The following is a 17,091-nucleotide window of genomic DNA, read 5'->3' on the forward strand; positions in this document are numbered from 1 at the left end:
AAAGGCATTTTCATTGATTTTCACAAGGTTTCTGATATATTTAAGGTGATGATCGTTGGAACCGTTTACAGTGTTATAAGGGGGATTTATCATGGCTATCAAAAAAGTGACCGTTGCAGGCAGCGGTGTTTTAGGAAGTCAGATTGCATTTCAAAGCGCTTTTAAGGGTTTTGATGTGACCGTTTATGATATTAATCAGGAAGCCGTTAATAAGGCAAAGGATCGGATTAAGAATTTACGTCATGCTTATCATCGTGATATTGCAGCAAGTGATGAAGAATTCAACGCCGGTATCAGTCGGCTAAAATATACGGATGATTTGGCACAAGCCGTTTCAGATGCTGATCTGGTCATTGAAGCCGTCCCGGAACGTCCGGATATCAAGCATGACTTTTACAAAAAGATCAGCACACTTGCCCCGGCTAAAACGATTTTCGCAAGTAATTCATCAACACTGGTCCCAAGCATGTTTGCAGCTGACACAGGCCGGCCTAAGCAATTTTTAAATATGCACTTTTCAAATCAGGTTTGGTTAAACAATACTGCTGAAATTATGGGCTCTCCCGAAACTGATCCGGCAATCTACAATGAAATTGTTCAATATGCAAGAGATATCGGCATGGTGCCGATTCAATTGAAGAAGGAACAACCGGGATACATCCTGAATTCATTGTTAATTCCATTTCTTGATGCCGCAGAGAAACTCTGGATTAACGGTGTTGCCGATCCACATACTATCGACAGAACCTGGATTGTCGCAACAGGTGCACCATTCGGACCATTTGGAATCTTAGATGCCGTTGGGATCAGAACCGCTTATAACATTACAGCGGCCAGCTTACCTGACAATCCGGGACTTCAGCCAATTCTTGATAAGTTAAAGGAATTATTAGATGAAGGAAAGCTTGGACAGGAGTCCGGTGAAGGCTTCTATAAATATCCAAATCCCGAATTTAAGCAAAAAGACTTTTTGAAGGGCTAATAAAACTATTTTTAAAAGATCAGATTTCAAAATAATAGTTAACTTAAACTAAAGGGACACAAGGCAAAAAGATTATTTTGTCTTGTATCCCGTTTTTTTATGCTTTAAGTTTAAATAATTTCGTAAAGAACCAAAAGTTAACGGTTCCCACTAATAGAATCAGGCCAAAGGCAATCTGACTGCCGACCGCAACGTTTTGTGCATTTGTTAAATGAGGAACCGTGATTGAACTCATTAAAACCGCCATCACAGTCGTCCCGATTGATCCTGCAACCTGTTGGCCGGTGCTGTAAACCGCATTCGCGTCATTCCTCACATCAGCACTGAGAATCTTCAGTCCATAGGTCATACTATTTCCAAATGCCATTGAACGTCCCATCGCAAACACCAAATATAATAGGATAATAGCGATGATCGTTAAATGACGACCAAACACGGTAAACCCGAGCGCTGTAATAAAAAACAACGCATTACCCAGATATAACGGTAATTTGCCACCATAGCGATCCAACATCCAGCCATAAATCGGCTGTCCCAATCCATTTAAAATACTTCCGGGCAATAACACAAGGCCACCGATAAAGGCGCTGGCACCGTCAACAACTTGCACGTAATTGGGTAATAGAAAGTTAATACCGATATTTGAAGCTTGAAGCAGAATGTATGGCAGGAAACTGTAAATAAAAGATGGGTGCTTGAAAACAGACAATTTAAAAAGGGCTTTATGACTGTATTTGGAACGCCAGCCAAACAGGCCAAAAGTGATAATCGTCACAGCAAAGTACCATAGACAATTAATCAAACCATGAGGATCGCCCATAATATTAAGTCCCATAATTAAACTGGTAAGCGCCACCGATAGTAACGCAAACCGCAACCAATCAAATTCATATTTGCGAGTTGGTGAATACTGTTTGATTTTGAAAACACCTAATATAAGTAAAAGTGCGGTTATGGGCAATGTTATCCAAAAAATCATCCGCCAGCTGGCAAAGTAGGCAACGGTTCCGCCAAAAGTTGGTCCCAAAGCAGGTGCGATTAAGATAATGAGGTTTGCCATCCCCATATACGTTCCGAATTTTGTTGCAGGCACGGTATCCATAATAATATTGACCATCAGTGGGCCAGTGAGGCCAACACAGCCGGCCTGAATTAATCTTCCCAGCAGCAATACCCAGTAGCTGGTCGCAATACCTCCTAAAATATCCCCGGTCATAAACAACAACGCTGCGCAAACAAATAATTGTTTATTCGTGAAACGTCGTTTTAAAAATGCGGATGCCAACATTAACAACGCAACCGTCAATAAATAACCAGTTGTTACCCACTGAACGGTTGTTAACGACACATGAAATTGTTTCATTAACGTTGGAAAAGTAACATTCATTGACGTTTCAGTTAAAACACCCATAAATGTCATTAAGGAAATAATTGAAATGACGAAGAATGGATGTTTTTTATTTTCATCTTCAATTGTTGTTTGCGTTTCTGCCACAGTTTAGAAGCCCCCATATCAGTAATTTATCGTTAAGTGCGCATTTAATTATGATAAACCCATAGAGGGGAAACAAACAAGGATAATTTTAGTAAAAATTGGAATTATTTTCCGGTTACTCTATTCACATGAACTTGAGAATTACTTCTAAAAAGCAATTAGCACCAGGGTGATTCCCCCCGCAGTCATTTTTTCACTATTCAAAACCACTATTAATTGATTTTCTTATCATTAATTAATAGCCCAAAGCGAGTATGTTATACGGACTTGATTACTATATGTGGCTAATTGAATCCGGAAAACGTTCGGCCGGCTTTTAATTGCATAGTGTAGAAATAATGACCTTTCAAGCATCATGACAGTTTCTCTTGAAATTCAAGTTAATTAGATATAGGGTTTTGTTTAAATATCTCTTTAAGAAGGGGGAGTGATTGAATGAGCGGTCTAACATCGAGTATCGCTATTTTAGTTTTATTATTATTATTCTGTATTGCCTACATCGTTAATCCTATAAAAGCCCCTTCTAACCACATTGGATACCGCACAAAATTAAGTCGGTCATCCAATGGAAATTGGCAATTATCTCAAAAATTGTTTTACTGTTTATCAATTTCTTGTCAGTCGATTTTAGTGATCGCAAATGCTTTCATAGACATTTCTGTTTCAACTAACAGTTTCATTCTCTTAGGATACATGTTCATTATTTTCGTAATGATTCAATCAATTTTATACAATCGGTCAAAAACACGGTAATTCAAAAGGGTCTGCATTCACTGCAAACCCTTTTATCTTATTCACTTTAGCATTCAATTAGTAACTGTCATAAATGAATCATTCGTAATATGTGTCAGGCAACTCTATGCCTGGTTCCAATCAAACTTTAGATCGGGTTGGTCGCTATGTTGGTTTGATGATTAGTTTCTACTTACACTGGAAACCGATTCCGAAATTGTTTCTTTGATTGCATCCCCCAATCGCTTAATGCCTGTCTTAATATGATCCTCAGACATATTTGAGTAATTCAATCTGAACGTACCAGGGGTAACAGCATCGGGATAGAATGGTTCCCCGGGAACAAACGCCACATTGTGCTTGATACAGGTGTCAAACAACGCCTTGGTATCAACATCACCGGGAACCTCAACCCAAATGAATAAACCACCTTCAGGGTGACTATAATGAACATTCTTAGGGAAGAATGCTTCAATTGCATTCATCATAACCCGTTCACGTTTTCGATAAACCTGTTTAATTTTGTCAATATGATCGTCAATATCATATTCCGACATAAATTTGGCTACGATATGTTGTGTTAAATTATCAGAGTGAACGTCTGCAGATTGCTTCATTAACGTAAACTTCTTAGTAAGAGATTTTTCAGCAACAATCCAGCCCAATCTTAACCCGGGTGCCAGAATCTTGGAAAAAGTACTTAAGTAAATCACCCGCTCGTGATCATCATAAAATTTAATCGGCTCAATATCGTCTCCAGCAAAACGAATCGCTCCATATGGATCATCTTCCACAATCATGATGTCGTAGTTATCAGCGATTTCAATCATTCGTTCACGCCGATCTGCGGACATTGTGCGTCCGGTCGGATTTTGGAAATTTGGAATTGTATAGATAAATTTCGTATTGGGATTTTCAGCTACTGCCTTCTCTAACTGATCAATCTTCATGCCGTTCTCATCCATATCAACACCAACAATATGAGCACCATAACTACGAAAAACATCCAGTGCACATAAATAAGTCGGCTTTTCGACAATTACTGTATCACCGGGATTTACAAACATCTTGGCGGTCAGGTCGATGGATTGCTGCGACCCGGTTGAAATCATAATGTTATCAATCGTTGTTTTAACGCCTTGGTGATCCATTCGTTTAACAATCTGCTCGCGTAACTGGGGATAACCGATTGCAGTGCTGTACTGTAAAGCCTGACGACCGCTTTCATCATAAACTTCATCAGTAACTTTCTTTAATTGTGCCACCGGAAATAATTCCGGGGCTGGTAGACCCCCTGCAAATGAAATCACGTCCGGACTGCCGGCAACCTTCAAAATATTTCCGACTGGATCCTCATCACTTTCTGGTACACGATCTGAAAATTGATATGTCATTGTCGAACACCTTCCCTTTGAGTATTATTATCCGCAACATTTTCCTGTGGTTTGTGGTACTTTCTCATCATTTCAGCCATATGAACTTCATGAACAACAAATTCATGCGTTCGACAAATGTAATCATGTTCCCGACCGATTTTAGCGATATAGCCATTAATATAATCGACTTCTGTGGGACGACCTTTTGAAAAATCCTGATACATTGATGGGTAATGATACTTGTATTCTTGACTGACGGTAATAACTGAATCAACTTGCTGCTGACGGGTTGGAATTAAATAAATTCCGGCACGCTCACACGCATCATATGCTTCATCAAATAATTGTCGTGCCATTGCTCGAACACCCTCATATTCAATAAATTGCCCCATCTGCATTTCAAACATCGTACACAGTGTGTTTGTAACGGCATTGAAAACAACTTTAGACATACACATTCCCATCCAATCATCCGCAAAAACTGGATTTAGCTTGGCTTTTTTAAAATCATCAGCAATCGCTTTTGTCTTTTCATCAGGTTTGTCATTTGTATATCTGGCCATATGCATCACTTCAGTACCTTCAACGCCCATAAAATCAACATTCGCTGGTCCATCCATTCGAGTTGCAATCATCGCCGTGCCACAAATGATATGGTTCTTTGGAAAAAACTTTGCGATTTTTTCAAAATGTCCCATACCATTCATTGCTGAAAAAACGTATTGATCATCGTGAAAAATTCCTGCTACATTGTCGCGATCCAATTCTTCAGCTAATTGCATCTGTTTTTTAAAAATAATCCAAACATCCGGATGACCTGAATACTCTTCCGGGTAGAAAATATTGATCGGAATAATACGACGATTCTTGTGGTCACGAGCAACTGAGACACCGCCTTGTTCGCGAACCTTCTCAACATTCGGCTCCCAGGTGTCGATGAAGTCAACATCAACGCCGGCATTCTTTTGTAACATAACACCATACCTATATCCCATTGCTCCTGCGCCTATAATGCCGTACTTCATATTGACCACTCCTCGTATTTTATTTTTTAAATACAACTAAAAAACGTCCTTTGGTTATCAAAACCAAAGGACGTTAAATTAACGCGGTACCACCTTAATTTGAGTTGTTCTCACAAACAACTTCTCATAACGTGCACGGGAAATTTATGATTCAAAAATCATAAATTCCACTGACACGCTGCACAATAATGGGTGCTACCAGTTCACCTCGAAAAGTGACGTTGTCAAATTCAGTCTTTCTAATCATAGTCTTAATGCACTCTCACCAAACGGCACTCTCTTAGTAAGGCTGTGACTTTAAATCCACTGAATCAAATCAATTAGTCGTATTTAAATGTTGTATGAAGTGTAAGACATTTATTAAGGCAATGTCAACCGCCTTTTTTAGATTTTTTGCTTTTTTCTCATCAAAATGCCATAATACCAATGCTTCTACAAACAAAAAACTTTTTACAAAGCTCTGTGATCATTTGCTGAAATTGCGGTCCGTACGTTATAGTTAGATTGAAAGAAGGCAGTGGCTATGAGGTTATTAATTGGAATTGGGGGACTTATTTCACTACTGCTTTGTATCGGCGCCATAGTGCTTCTTTTCTTAGGAAATGAAGCACTGGCCCTACCGCTCGTCATTGTCGGAACGATTATCATGATACTTAGCTGGCTATTATCCGATCTCATAAGTCGAAAATCAAAAAAGAAATAAATCGGGTTGGTCGCTCAACGCATTGAATGGAGATGTTTAAGTGCAAATCAGGACTGTTCGAAAAGAAGACTATTCAGCTATTTCGGATCTTATTTTAACCGCGTTCTCAAAATCATCCAACGGCTATGGCGGTGAAGCAGAGCTGGTAGAAAAGATTCGATTAGATCCAACTTACCATAAAACACTTGAAGTGGTAGCCGATCAATCGGGCCAAATTATCGGGCACGGCCTACTCAGCGAGGTTCAAGTTAAAAACGCAAACCAATCGAAAACCGGTTTGTGCTTGGCACCGTTAGAAGTCTCGCCATCTTTTCAAAAGCAAGGTATTGGGCAAGCCATACTCGCAGAATTAGAGCAACGGGCTAAACGGGCCAAGTACAACTTTATCAGTATTCTTGGGTGGCCGGATTACTACTCAAGGTTTGGTTATAAAAAAGCCAGCCTATTTAATATTAAAGCACCATTCCCTGCACCGGACGATGCATACATGATAAAGGCATTGGTTCCTAAAGGACTTGAAGGCGTTACCGGTACTGTTAATTATCTATCCGCATTCAATATTTAGCAATATTCTGTCGAAACCTATCTTTCCTGTGGTACCTTGATTTTTTCTGTTGACTGATAAAACCATCGTTTTTGAAGTCATTCGGATTATCCTAAATAAGAGAACTAATATAACCGGGAAAGGAGAAAAACAATGAAAAAGAGATTTTTTTTAATATTGATAATGAGTATCTTTGCCATTGGAATAGTGCTACCTTCAATGACATCACCGGTAGCCGCTCAAAATAAAATTGTTCTTAAGTCAGGTTGGAAGGTTATCAAGGGAGCTGCTTATCCTGGGGTTCCATATCATGCCAAAACCCCCAAGCAAAGTGCTATTCTTTGGACAACACCAACAGTAAGCAAACATACAAACCTAAATAAGTACCCTTATGAAACTTGGAATGTGGTTGGTGTTTGGGTACTTCAAAAGGGGGCAAAGAAGCGGGTATATTATCAAGTTGATGGTGAACATGACACTGGCTGGGTATGGCGTGGTTATTTAACTAAAGGGAAGAACCCAAATGCTGCAAAAGCGAATGATAATCCTAATCGATTACCAGAAGATGACTAGCTAATAATTGAGAACCGCATAAAAAGAAACTTAGGCAATCCTGAATAGGATCTTGTCCGAGTTCCCTTTTAGTTAAGAGCATTTTAAATCGTATGTATCATCTATCACTCGGGCACCCCATTATGAATAAACAATTTATAATTACCAAAAAGCGGAAACCGCATTAAAGGTTTCCGCTTTTTACTTTTTATCAGCCTAATCAACGCTCACTTTAAATGTTCCGCAAAATCGCGGACATTTTTTTGTACAAAATCGACCTGTGAAATATCCAGTCCTGTATCGGTATAAATGTTTTGGATCAGCGCGTGACCCAAAATCAAAGTAATATAATTTGTGGCAGTAATCTCAATATTAACCAACCCATTAATTTCCCCTGAATGCTTCATTTCCGTCATCCGGGACACTAAGATTTTTTTGAGTTTCATCGGTAATTGGATAATCATTTCTTTTAACTTGGGAAACTGAAACGAATCCCGCATACCAATTAGAAATAACGCTTTATGAGCTTCAACAAAATGATTATACAAGTCGGCAACCCGCATTAAATCAGTTACAATGTCGCCACTCGGTATAAACCCTGCGTTGACTGTATCAATATCGCTCATGTATTTCTGAACCAACTCTTTAACAAGCTGTTCTTTATCCTTGAAGTGGCGAAACAAGGTACTCTCATTGACGCCTGCAGCTTGCGCGATTTTCTTCGTTGTTGTTTCCGTATAACCATTTTCTTCCAGAAGCTTGGAAAAAGCATTCAAAATTTTTTCATCTGTCGTTATTTTTTGGACCATTTATCAGCAACCCTACCTTTCAGAATCGACTTGTTAAGCCCATTATATCCGATTAACTTAGTTGATGAAAATCAAGGATTGGCTGATGCTTTCTAAAGGTCACAATAACGATATTTACTATCAAGATTCCAAGTGCCAAAAGAACCAATTGTCCCAAATACATGCCGGCCTGACTACCGCCAAACATAATATTAAAATCTGCTTGAATACTGTAAAACATCGGTGAAATATAATGAGCACCCTTGAAAAACGAATTGAGTGTTACCAAAGGGATCATCCCTGCACCTGAAACAACCTGGATCATTGTTAGAAAAATATTTAACGCGGTGCCAATCTGACCAAGCAGTAAAACCAGAATTAAATTAAAATTCAATGATCCGAAGATTTCTAATCCGTGATTTAACCATAAGTTTGCGAACTGCGAACCTCCAAGCCCCATAAACCCGGTGATGCTCCATGATGTGAACAATGAACCAATAATAGATAATAAGATTGCTGCTGTTTCCAGAAACGCGAATGATTTGAATCGACCAACTATCGGTACAAACTTTGCATATGTGCCATAGAGAAGAAGAGCACCAATTAATGTTCCGAGGTAAACGGCAATATTTGCAATAAATGGAGCCAGTGCATGATTCATTCCCGTCTTAACCGGATGGACCCGAACAAGATTTGTTCCAACGGAGTGATCAACATCTTGATACGTATCGGATACCCGGTTGCGAATGGCTTTGGATTGTTGCTTGACTTGAGCCTCAAGTTTTTGTTTTGCGTTCAACTCCTGATGCTTAAGAAGCGCCTCTAGTCTTGGCTGCTGAGCTTCTGGAGCTTGGGCAATCTGTTGTTTTTTGGCCTGTAATTGATTTTGAAGTTGAGCCTGTTTTGTTTGAACTGTTTTTTCCAAGCCCGTCATTGGCTCTTTTAACAACATCGCCTTACCTTTTTCTATAATCACTTGTTGATTAACGGTATAACCAATCTTTTGAGAGACTGTTTTTAATGCACTCACCTGTGAATAAGGGGTTGCTTCATCGATATAGAAATTCAAATTGGTTTTAGAATTACTACTAATCCTTGATTTAAAGTTCCAAGGAATCTCAATAATCATTGCCGTTTTTTTATTGTGTAACTGCTTTTTAGCGGTTCTTAGACTAGAAACTTTCTTGATATGCTTAAACGGCAACCCTTTTTCAATTTGATCTGCCAACGTCCGAGTATTCTTATTTCGGTTAACCACCGTTACTGTTAGTTCATCAACATGTTTAGGCATTGCCTGATATCCCGTAAAATATATCGCAAAAATCAAGCAACCATACAAAATTGACACAATCGTTGCCAGGATGACACCACGACTCGTTATAAACTTTTTAAAATTCATTTTAAACACGCCTACTTCCTTTATTCGATGCCAGAAGTATAACAGTGTTTTTGAATGCATGCAAGCATTTGCATGCATTCAACTTAATAAATAAGTGCCTGGGACATAATTCCAAAGAACATTACTTTTAAAAAAACTCCCGTGAAATCAGTTTACAAAAATACTGATTTCACGGGAATTTCACTTTGAAGTGGGAACGTTGTCGTATTGATTTTTGACTATTGTCCCAGCCTAACTGGATCTAATCTTAGATTGTTTATTAAGACATTAAAATAGGCTTTCAGCAACCTGCTCAATATCCGCAGGCGTTGTCCGACAACAGCCACCCACGATCTTGGCACCGGCAGCCAACCATTTAGGCGTTAATTCTGCAAAGGTCGTTGCATTGGGATTAGGTGTCCAAGTTTTCGTTTTAGGATCATAAATATCACCATTGTTAGGATAAACAATGATAGGCTTGTTCGTATTTGAAGCAATCGTTTTAATGCTGTCCTCAATTAAATTCATGGACGTACAATTCACACCAACTGCACTAATTTGTGGATTATCTTCAAAGTAGGATACCGCTTTTGCTAAAGATGTACCATCACAAAGATGCTCCGGATCCTTAATACTAAACGTTAGCCATGCAAATCGATCAGAGAATTTTTCTCTCAGCAAATCAGCTAATGCCTTTGTCTCTTCAAAATTTGGCTGAGTTTCAAACGCAAAGACATCCACGCCCGCCTCATCCATTAACCGCATTCTTCTTTGATGAAACGTTTGATATGCCTCATTAGTCAGTTGATAATGACCCGTATACTCACTACCATCCGCCAAGTAGGCACCATATGGACCAACACTTCCGGCAACCAGTGGATAAAGGGCTCGTTTGGCTCGTTCTGCCGTGGGTAACGTTGCGTAAAAATCATCCCTGGATTCCAGTGCCAAACGGACTGCTTCGGTGATCAACTTTTCACTTTGATCCTCGGTAAAACCAACTTTTTTAAAAGCTTCTACATTTGCTTGGTAGGTATCAGTAATTGTAATGTCTGCACCTGCTTCAAAATAACTTGTATGAACAGCTTTAACAGCATCCGGGTCATTAATTAGTGCAGTTGCCGACCATAAATCATTACTTGTATCCACGCCGTGCTTTTCAAGTTCGGTTGCCATTGCGCCATCAAGCACCAGTGCTCGTTTGCTATCTAAATTTTCTTTAATTAAGTCCGTCATGATTTACCTCCGACATATTTTGGGTTGTAACTTCTTCTAATTTAGTGCATTCTTTTATGTATTGGATTCTAATCATTTTATCTCAAAATGAGAAAAAAGCAATTGTTTGGAGGATAACTTTTATGAAAGAAAAACCGCATATTGCACTTGAACGCAAAATGGAATCACGGCATCTTCTAATGATTTCACTAGGCGGTGTCATTGGAACCGGTCTTTTCCTGAGCTCTGGATATACCATCCACGAAGCCGGTCCGGTCGGCACAATTTTGGCCTATGGTATTGGCGCAATTATCGTTTATTTAGTCATGCTTTGTCTGGGGGAACTCTCCGTTGCAATGCCACAAACCGGATCATTCCATGTTTATGCAGATAAATTTATCGGCCCGGGGACCGGGTTCACTGTTGCCATTCTTTATTGGCTGACATGGACCGTTGCGTTAGGGTCAGAATTCACGGCAGCCGGACTAATTATGCGCACCTGGTTTCCAAAATCTCCCACTTGGATCTGGAGCCTGCTGTTTATGATCGTTATTTTCACTTCAAATGCATTGTCTGTCCGGTTTTTTGCGGAAACCGAATTTTGGTTCTCAAGTATTAAAGTGATTGCAATTATTCTTTTTATTATTCTTGGTGGTTTGGCAATTTTTGGGGTTATCCCGATTAAAGGCTATACTCATGCCCCGCTGTTTCATAATTTGGTTAAAGACGGCCTTTTTCCAAACGGCTTCAAAGGCGTTTTTACAACTATGTTGACAGTTAACTTTGCTTTTTCAGGAACTGAATTGATTGGCGTAACAGCCGGTGAAACCAAGAATCCCGAAAAAAATATTCCAAAAGCTATCCATACAACTCTGTTCAGACTTGTGATCTTCTTCATCGGAAGCATCACCGTTATGGCCTCACTAATCCCATGGCAAAAAGCCGGCGTTAATCAAAGTCCATTTGTTTTGGTATTCAACAGTATTGGTTTACCCTTTGCGGGCGATTTAATGAATTTCGTTGTGCTAACTGCCATTTTATCCGCTGCCAACTCAGGACTGTATGCTTCAACGAGAATGCTCTGGTCGCTGGCCCACGAGGGTATGATACCATTAAAATACGCTAAAACGAATTCCCGCGGTGTGCCGATGATCGCACTTGTCCTTAGTATGCTGGGTGGTGTGTTGGCACTTGTCTCAAGCGTAGTTGCCGCCTCAACCGTTTATCTGGTACTGGTTTCGATTTCAGGATTAGCAGTCGTGATTGTTTGGATGGCCATTGCCTATTCAGAAATTAATTTTAGAAAAGCATGGCTTAAAGCCGGTCATACTAAATCTGAATTAAAGTTTAAAACGCCATGGTATCCGTTTGTTCCTTGGGTCGCATTTATCCTAAGTTTTTTATCATGTATCCTTATCATTTTTGACCCTACTCAACGACCAGCGTTATTCTACATGATACCATTTTTGATTGGCTGTTACCTGGTTTACTACGGGAAAACCAAATTCAAAAAATCAAAAAGCCGGCGCAAGTTATAGCTTGCATCCGGTTAGTCGTTCATGTTATTTAGTGAGTGTTTCTTCTTGAGAAGCGCTCACTTTTTGATTTTCCAAAGATTGTTCGGCTAATTGTACTAGGAAGATGCCGTAACGCACAAGCACGAAGATGACCATACAAGTCGCGATGGTTATTTCCACATTTGCTATGATACCGACCAGGTTACTTAACCCGTTGACAAGATGAAAGGTATGATGCCATAAATTAAGTGCTGTTGCGGAAATGACAAGTGGGAAGGTAAAAGCACCAAAACTTGGATAAAATGATAGGCGAACGTACTTAATAATCTTTACGAATGTACCCCAATACAATGTTTGTGCCAGTAACACCATGATTAGTGAAAACAGCCAGGACGGTGCTGGGCTCATATTTAAGTAGCCTGTCAAACAAAGCGAAGCCGGTGCCGCCATAATTGCTAGTAAGGGCAAGGTAGCTTCAAACATGAGCTCGCGGCGCAACAGACGGATACAAACAATTGGCAATAAAATAGCATACAATCCAAGCGATAGCCATAAAATCGGTGTGCCGATTGCAGGAATAAAATTAGGTGCCGTTACCGGAATGACGCCGATACCAACAAAAGTGACAAACCAGCTTGGATAAACATTATCCAAGTGGACGGAAGGTTTTAGAAGGTGACTATAAACAAAATACCCCATTATCAGAAATTGCAGGCAAACTGCAAATACCCAAATAACCATTGGCATCATCGGTAACTGCCATGATTTTAGAAAAGTGCTCAAAATCATCAATGACATTGTAAAGGTCGGTGCAACCGATGCGATAACCGGATCTTGTAGGTCGGCAAAACTGTGTTTAAAGTGAATCACGATTTTAGCAATAACTAATAAAATCAACCCTAAACCAATAATGCCCCATAGATTGCCAATCAGCGTCAGCCCAATGGCCTTGAATAAATTTCCTAAAGACACAATTCCCAATATTAAGCCACAAATCGGTAATGGTAATTTTTTCAAAAATAATCTCATTCATTTTCCCTCCGTTCTTTGATGGGTTTTATTATACGTGCTATGTTAGAATAAATAAAATTGATAATATCTATATTTATTATAGACAAACTTTATAGGTGGTGAGTTGATGTTTAAATTCTTAGAAACATTTATGACTGTTTACAAAACCAGAAGTTTTTCACTGGCGGCTCAGCAACTTTTTATCACACAACCAACCGTTTCAAATCAAATTAAGCAAATTGAAATGCAGTTACATACTACCCTGTTCGAACGTAAAAGCCGTCGTGAGATCACCCCAACTCCTGCTGCAGATCTCCTCTATCAACAGTCAGGAAAAATTTTAAATGATTGGCAGGCAGTTCATGATCAAATCGGACATCTTGAAAATGATAACGTCCGTTATGTTCATTTTGGCATTTCACAAACTATTTCACGAATCTTGTTTTCCAAAACCGCTAGTCGCCTTCTAACCGATTTTCCCGATGTTAACTTCGACATCACCGTTTCAAATTCCGAAAATGTCTTAAACCAGGTAGAAACTTATAAAGTTGATATCGGCATCATCGAAAAACCATTGGTAACCGAAACCATTAGACGACTATCCATTGGTAAGGATCAACTAGTGAAGGCTGGTAAAGATACCGGCACTTGGATAACAAGAGAAGCCGGCTCCGGTATTGGTTACTACACCGAACAATACTTTCGTGAAGCTGACATTCAACGCCAAAAATTAATACGGGTTAACAATAGCGGCTTGATTCGAAGAATGATTTCCCAAGGAGTTGGCCAAGCACTGCTTTCAAGCCAGGATGTGCCACAGGGAATTCCCATCGAAAGCCTAGGGAATCATTTTAAACGCGATTTTTATTTATTAGTGAAGGAGGAAAGGGCAAAGGATCCCTTTATCAATCAATTTTTGGAACTAATTAAATCTGTTTTGCCAACTAACATTTAAGGCACAATAAATCGGAGATAAAAGCAAATGAACTTTTTGTCTCTGGTTTATTGCGTAGGTGTAATTAGTCAAACATTAGTCGTTATTTTTCATGCCGACACATACTCTGGATAACATAACACAGGCAATAGAAAATGCGTTGACAATCCCAGTTAAATATAACAATGATTTAATACATTAAAAGCCCGTCTTCATTAACGAAAGACGGGCCTTTAATGGCAATTCATTTAAATTCAACTTATTGGCAATTCAGTATCAATCACCTAGATTGCCATTCTCAACTTTTTTTCATTCAAACTCACATTTCGATAAATCTTTTCAATGGTTTTTTCATAATCTTTATTGGCAACGCCAAACACTAATTTAATATCACTGCTTTCTTGAATCACCAAATGAATTTTAATTTGACTGTTATCCAAAATATCCAAAATTTTTCCGGCAACCGCTGGTCGTTTTCCAAGTTGATCGGAGACCACTGCAACTAACGAAATATCCTTTTCCAATTTAACACTGTCCAGATCGGACTCTTCCTCAAGGGCACTAATAATTTCCTGTACCTTATTAGAAACGGCTGCCCGCTTCGCAATAAAGCTGAATGAATCAGTTCCAGACGGTAAATAGTCAAAGGAAACGTCAAATCGTTGAATAATAGAGAAGACTTTCGACAAAATGTCCAGTCGCTTACTGAGCTGGTACTTATTAATGGAAATAATCACATAATCTTTTTTACCGGCAATACCCGTAATTAAATTTGCGGTATTTTCCCGCGCCTGATCAACTACCAGCGTACCGTCTTCTTCGGGATGATTAGTGTTCAAAATAGCAATCGGAATCCGTTTTGCCCTCACAGGCTGAACAGCTTCTTCCTGAAAAACACTAATGCCCATGTAGGAAAGTTCCTGTAATTCTTCATATGTTAATTCATTAATTTTTCGAGACTGGTCAATAATACGCGGATCTGCCATCTTTATCCCGGAAACGTCAGTCCAGTTTTCATAAAGATCTGCATCCAACAAATTAGCTAAAATCGAACCGGAAATATCAGATCCACCCCGAGGCATCAAATGGGTTCTCCCACTTTCATCCACACCATAAAAACCGGGAACCACAATTCGCGAACTATCTGCAACAATTGATTTTAAAAGGTTCCTGGACTCCGAATAATCAAATTGATCGTCATTAAAAATCATGAATTGCTTGGCATCCACAAACCGGAAACCAAGAAAATCCGCCATTAACTTTGCCGTCAAGAACTCACCGCGTGACACCAAATAATCATGACCGGCTTGAGCAATTTGAGACTTGATTACCCTCAGATCGTCTTCTATTGCCACATTCAATCCCAGATCATCACGTATTGAAACAAATCGTTCTGCAATATGATTAAACACCGGTAGATAGTCCTGACCTGCATCCCGCAATTGCTCGATTTTAATCAAGAGATCCGTCACTTTAACCGGCTCATTCTCACTTCTACCGGCAGCACTGACAACCACTGCCTTTCTATCCGCGTTACCCATTACGATGGCTTTTACTTTTTTAAACTGATCCGAGTCGGCAACCGAACTACCACCAAATTTTGCTACTTTCATTCTGATTCACCCTCTTTGCTTGGCAAACTTGCCATAAAGGCCGTTTCGTCTTTTTCAAGTACTTTTCTCATCAATCGATGCATCTCACCGACCGGAATCTGTTGAACCAAAAGATAATCGCCTCTGGTACATGGATTAAACTTGGCAAATAAATGTGCACAATCAATCTCTGAACGAACAATATAATTACTTCTGGTTAAATCCGATCGATACTTTAATTTGCTCTTGAATTCACGTTTTAAATGTTCTTTATTTTGGAAAATGTCCAGAATATCTTGAATAACTGCATTAGCAGTAGGGAGTTGCCCGGCTCCTTGCCCCATAAACTTTAAGTTGCCGATGGTTTCACCGTGCAGCGAAATCAAATTGTAGTTATCACAGGTATTGGCTTCAAGCGTATCGCCGTGATATAAGGTAGGTTCAACCACATAGTCAAATTCGTTGCCATGTTGATGACTTTTTCCCATTAATTTAACGGTGTAGCCCTCTTTTGAGAAATGAGAAATGTCATCTTCCGTAATATTTCGAATGCCAAAGATTGGCAATTCGGCTGTCGGTTTCACAAAGTAATCATAAGCAATATCACAACTGATACATAACTTGTTGGCAACATCCAACCCGTCAATGTCTGCGCTTGGATCTGCTTCGGCGTACCCTAAAGCCTGTGCCTTCAATAAGACATCGTTGAAAGTTTCACCACTGCGCTTCATCTGGTCAAGAATGAAATTACTGGTACCATTGAAAATTCCTTGAATTTTGTTAACATCATCGACCCGTAGTGCCCGTTCCAACCCTTGAATCCAAGGAATACCGCCACCCACACTGGATTCAAAATAGAATTTAACGCCGTTTTCGTCGGCAATTTTTGTAAATTCGTCCATATAACGGGCAATCACCGCTTTGTTTGCAGTAATAACGTGTTTTTTATGTTTAAGCGCCTCAAGTATGTATTGGTGCGCTGGTTCGATACCGCCAATTACCTCAACAACCACATCTAAATCTTTATCATTTAAAATTTCATCGAAGCTGTCAGTCATTTCCGGTAAATCAGGTTTTTTATTTTTTCTAATCAAAATATGTTTAACATGGAGGTTTTGGGTTAGACGGTTTGCCTTCTTTATAATTTTATAAACGCCTGTTCCGACCGTTCCAAACCCTAGTATTGCAATATTCACAGCTGTAACCTCCCGATTCTCTCTTTTGTTCATTAATAATAAACACTTGTT

Annotated in this window: 15 protein-coding genes; 6 read left to right on the forward strand and 9 right to left on the reverse strand. The window is 39.4% G+C overall.

What is annotated here, in order from left to right:
* The first annotated feature begins 91 nt into the window (after positions 1 to 91).
* Positions 92 to 982 carry a 3-hydroxyacyl-CoA dehydrogenase gene (locus GQR93_RS14230; RefSeq protein ID WP_003550852.1) on the forward strand — a complete coding sequence of 297 codons (891 nt, stop codon included), beginning with the start codon at positions 92 to 94 and terminating at the stop codon, positions 980 to 982.
* Positions 983 to 1,079: 97 nt separating this feature from the next.
* On the opposite strand, the gene GQR93_RS14235 is transcribed toward GQR93_RS14230, so the two are convergent.
* From GQR93_RS14235 to GQR93_RS14250, 3 genes are all read right to left on the reverse strand, one after another.
* Positions 1,080 to 2,477, reverse strand: a complete 1,398-nt coding sequence (locus GQR93_RS14235; protein WP_003550854.1) for an MFS transporter — start codon at positions 2,475 to 2,477, stop codon at positions 1,080 to 1,082.
* 914 nt (positions 2,478 to 3,391) lie between these two features.
* Positions 3,392 to 4,603, reverse strand: a complete 1,212-nt coding sequence (locus GQR93_RS14245; RefSeq protein WP_003550855.1) for an aminotransferase-like domain-containing protein — start codon at positions 4,601 to 4,603, stop codon at positions 3,392 to 3,394.
* The gene (locus GQR93_RS14250) at positions 4,600 to 5,610 is read right to left on the reverse strand and encodes a ketopantoate reductase family protein (RefSeq protein ID WP_003550858.1); all 1,011 of its coding nucleotides are present in this window, start codon (positions 5,608 to 5,610) and stop codon (positions 4,600 to 4,602) included. The genes GQR93_RS14245 and GQR93_RS14250 overlap by 4 nt, the downstream gene beginning before the upstream one ends.
* A gap of 523 nt (positions 5,611 to 6,133) precedes the next feature.
* On the opposite strand from GQR93_RS14250, the gene GQR93_RS14255 reads away from it, so the two are divergent.
* From GQR93_RS14255 to GQR93_RS14265, 3 genes are all read left to right on the forward strand, one after another.
* Positions 6,134 to 6,313, forward strand: a complete 180-nt coding sequence (locus GQR93_RS14255; protein ID WP_003550862.1) for a hypothetical protein — start codon at positions 6,134 to 6,136, stop codon at positions 6,311 to 6,313.
* Between the two features lie 40 nt (positions 6,314 to 6,353).
* On the forward strand, positions 6,354 to 6,878 hold the full coding sequence (locus GQR93_RS14260) for a GNAT family N-acetyltransferase (RefSeq protein ID WP_003550864.1): 525 nt from the start codon (positions 6,354 to 6,356) through the stop codon (positions 6,876 to 6,878).
* Positions 6,879 to 7,010: 132 nt separating this feature from the next.
* Positions 7,011 to 7,430: a hypothetical protein gene (locus GQR93_RS14265; protein WP_003550866.1), complete on the forward strand. Its 420-nt coding sequence runs from the start codon at positions 7,011 to 7,013 to the stop codon at positions 7,428 to 7,430.
* Between the two features lie 206 nt (positions 7,431 to 7,636).
* On the opposite strand, the gene GQR93_RS14270 is transcribed toward GQR93_RS14265, so the two are convergent.
* The 3 genes from GQR93_RS14270 to mmuM form a co-directional block, all read right to left on the reverse strand.
* Positions 7,637 to 8,218 (reverse strand): TetR/AcrR family transcriptional regulator, encoded by a 582-nt coding sequence (locus GQR93_RS14270; protein WP_003550867.1) that lies wholly within the window; start codon positions 8,216 to 8,218, stop codon positions 7,637 to 7,639.
* A 52-nt stretch (positions 8,219 to 8,270) separates the two neighbouring features.
* Positions 8,271 to 9,596, reverse strand: coding sequence for a hypothetical protein (locus GQR93_RS14275; RefSeq protein WP_225430359.1), 1,326 nt, complete (start codon positions 9,594 to 9,596; stop codon positions 8,271 to 8,273).
* Between the two features lie 267 nt (positions 9,597 to 9,863).
* Positions 9,864 to 10,811, reverse strand: a complete 948-nt coding sequence (mmuM, locus tag GQR93_RS14280; protein WP_003550872.1) for a homocysteine S-methyltransferase — start codon at positions 10,809 to 10,811, stop codon at positions 9,864 to 9,866.
* Positions 10,812 to 10,933: 122 nt separating this feature from the next.
* Between mmuM and GQR93_RS14285 the strand changes: the two genes are divergently transcribed.
* Positions 10,934 to 12,328 (forward strand): amino acid permease, encoded by a 1,395-nt coding sequence (locus tag GQR93_RS14285; RefSeq protein WP_035444168.1) that lies wholly within the window; start codon positions 10,934 to 10,936, stop codon positions 12,326 to 12,328.
* A 24-nt stretch (positions 12,329 to 12,352) separates the two neighbouring features.
* Here the strand turns inward: GQR93_RS14285 and GQR93_RS14290 are convergent, their stop codons facing one another.
* Complete coding sequence (locus GQR93_RS14290; RefSeq protein WP_003550876.1) at positions 12,353 to 13,336, reverse strand: TDT family transporter; 984 nt, start codon at positions 13,334 to 13,336, stop codon at positions 12,353 to 12,355.
* A gap of 109 nt (positions 13,337 to 13,445) precedes the next feature.
* Between GQR93_RS14290 and GQR93_RS14295 the strand changes: the two genes are divergently transcribed.
* On the forward strand, positions 13,446 to 14,273 hold the full coding sequence (locus GQR93_RS14295) for a LysR family transcriptional regulator (protein WP_003550878.1): 828 nt from the start codon (positions 13,446 to 13,448) through the stop codon (positions 14,271 to 14,273).
* Between the two features lie 263 nt (positions 14,274 to 14,536).
* On the opposite strand, the gene GQR93_RS14300 is transcribed toward GQR93_RS14295, so the two are convergent.
* Together GQR93_RS14300 and GQR93_RS14305 are read right to left on the reverse strand one after the other, a co-directional pair.
* The gene (locus tag GQR93_RS14300) at positions 14,537 to 15,865 is read right to left on the reverse strand and encodes an aspartate kinase (RefSeq protein WP_003550880.1); all 1,329 of its coding nucleotides are present in this window, start codon (positions 15,863 to 15,865) and stop codon (positions 14,537 to 14,539) included.
* Entirely contained in the window at positions 15,862 to 17,040 is a 1,179-nt protein-coding gene (locus GQR93_RS14305) for a homoserine dehydrogenase (protein WP_035444169.1), read from the reverse strand. Before GQR93_RS14305 ends, GQR93_RS14300 begins: the two co-directional genes overlap by 4 nt.
* Positions 17,041 to 17,091: the final 51 nt, after the last annotated feature.

Origin of the sequence: Lentilactobacillus hilgardii (assembly GCF_009832765.1) — a bacterium.
Classification (GTDB): Bacteria; Bacillota; Bacilli; order Lactobacillales; family Lactobacillaceae; genus Lentilactobacillus; species Lentilactobacillus hilgardii.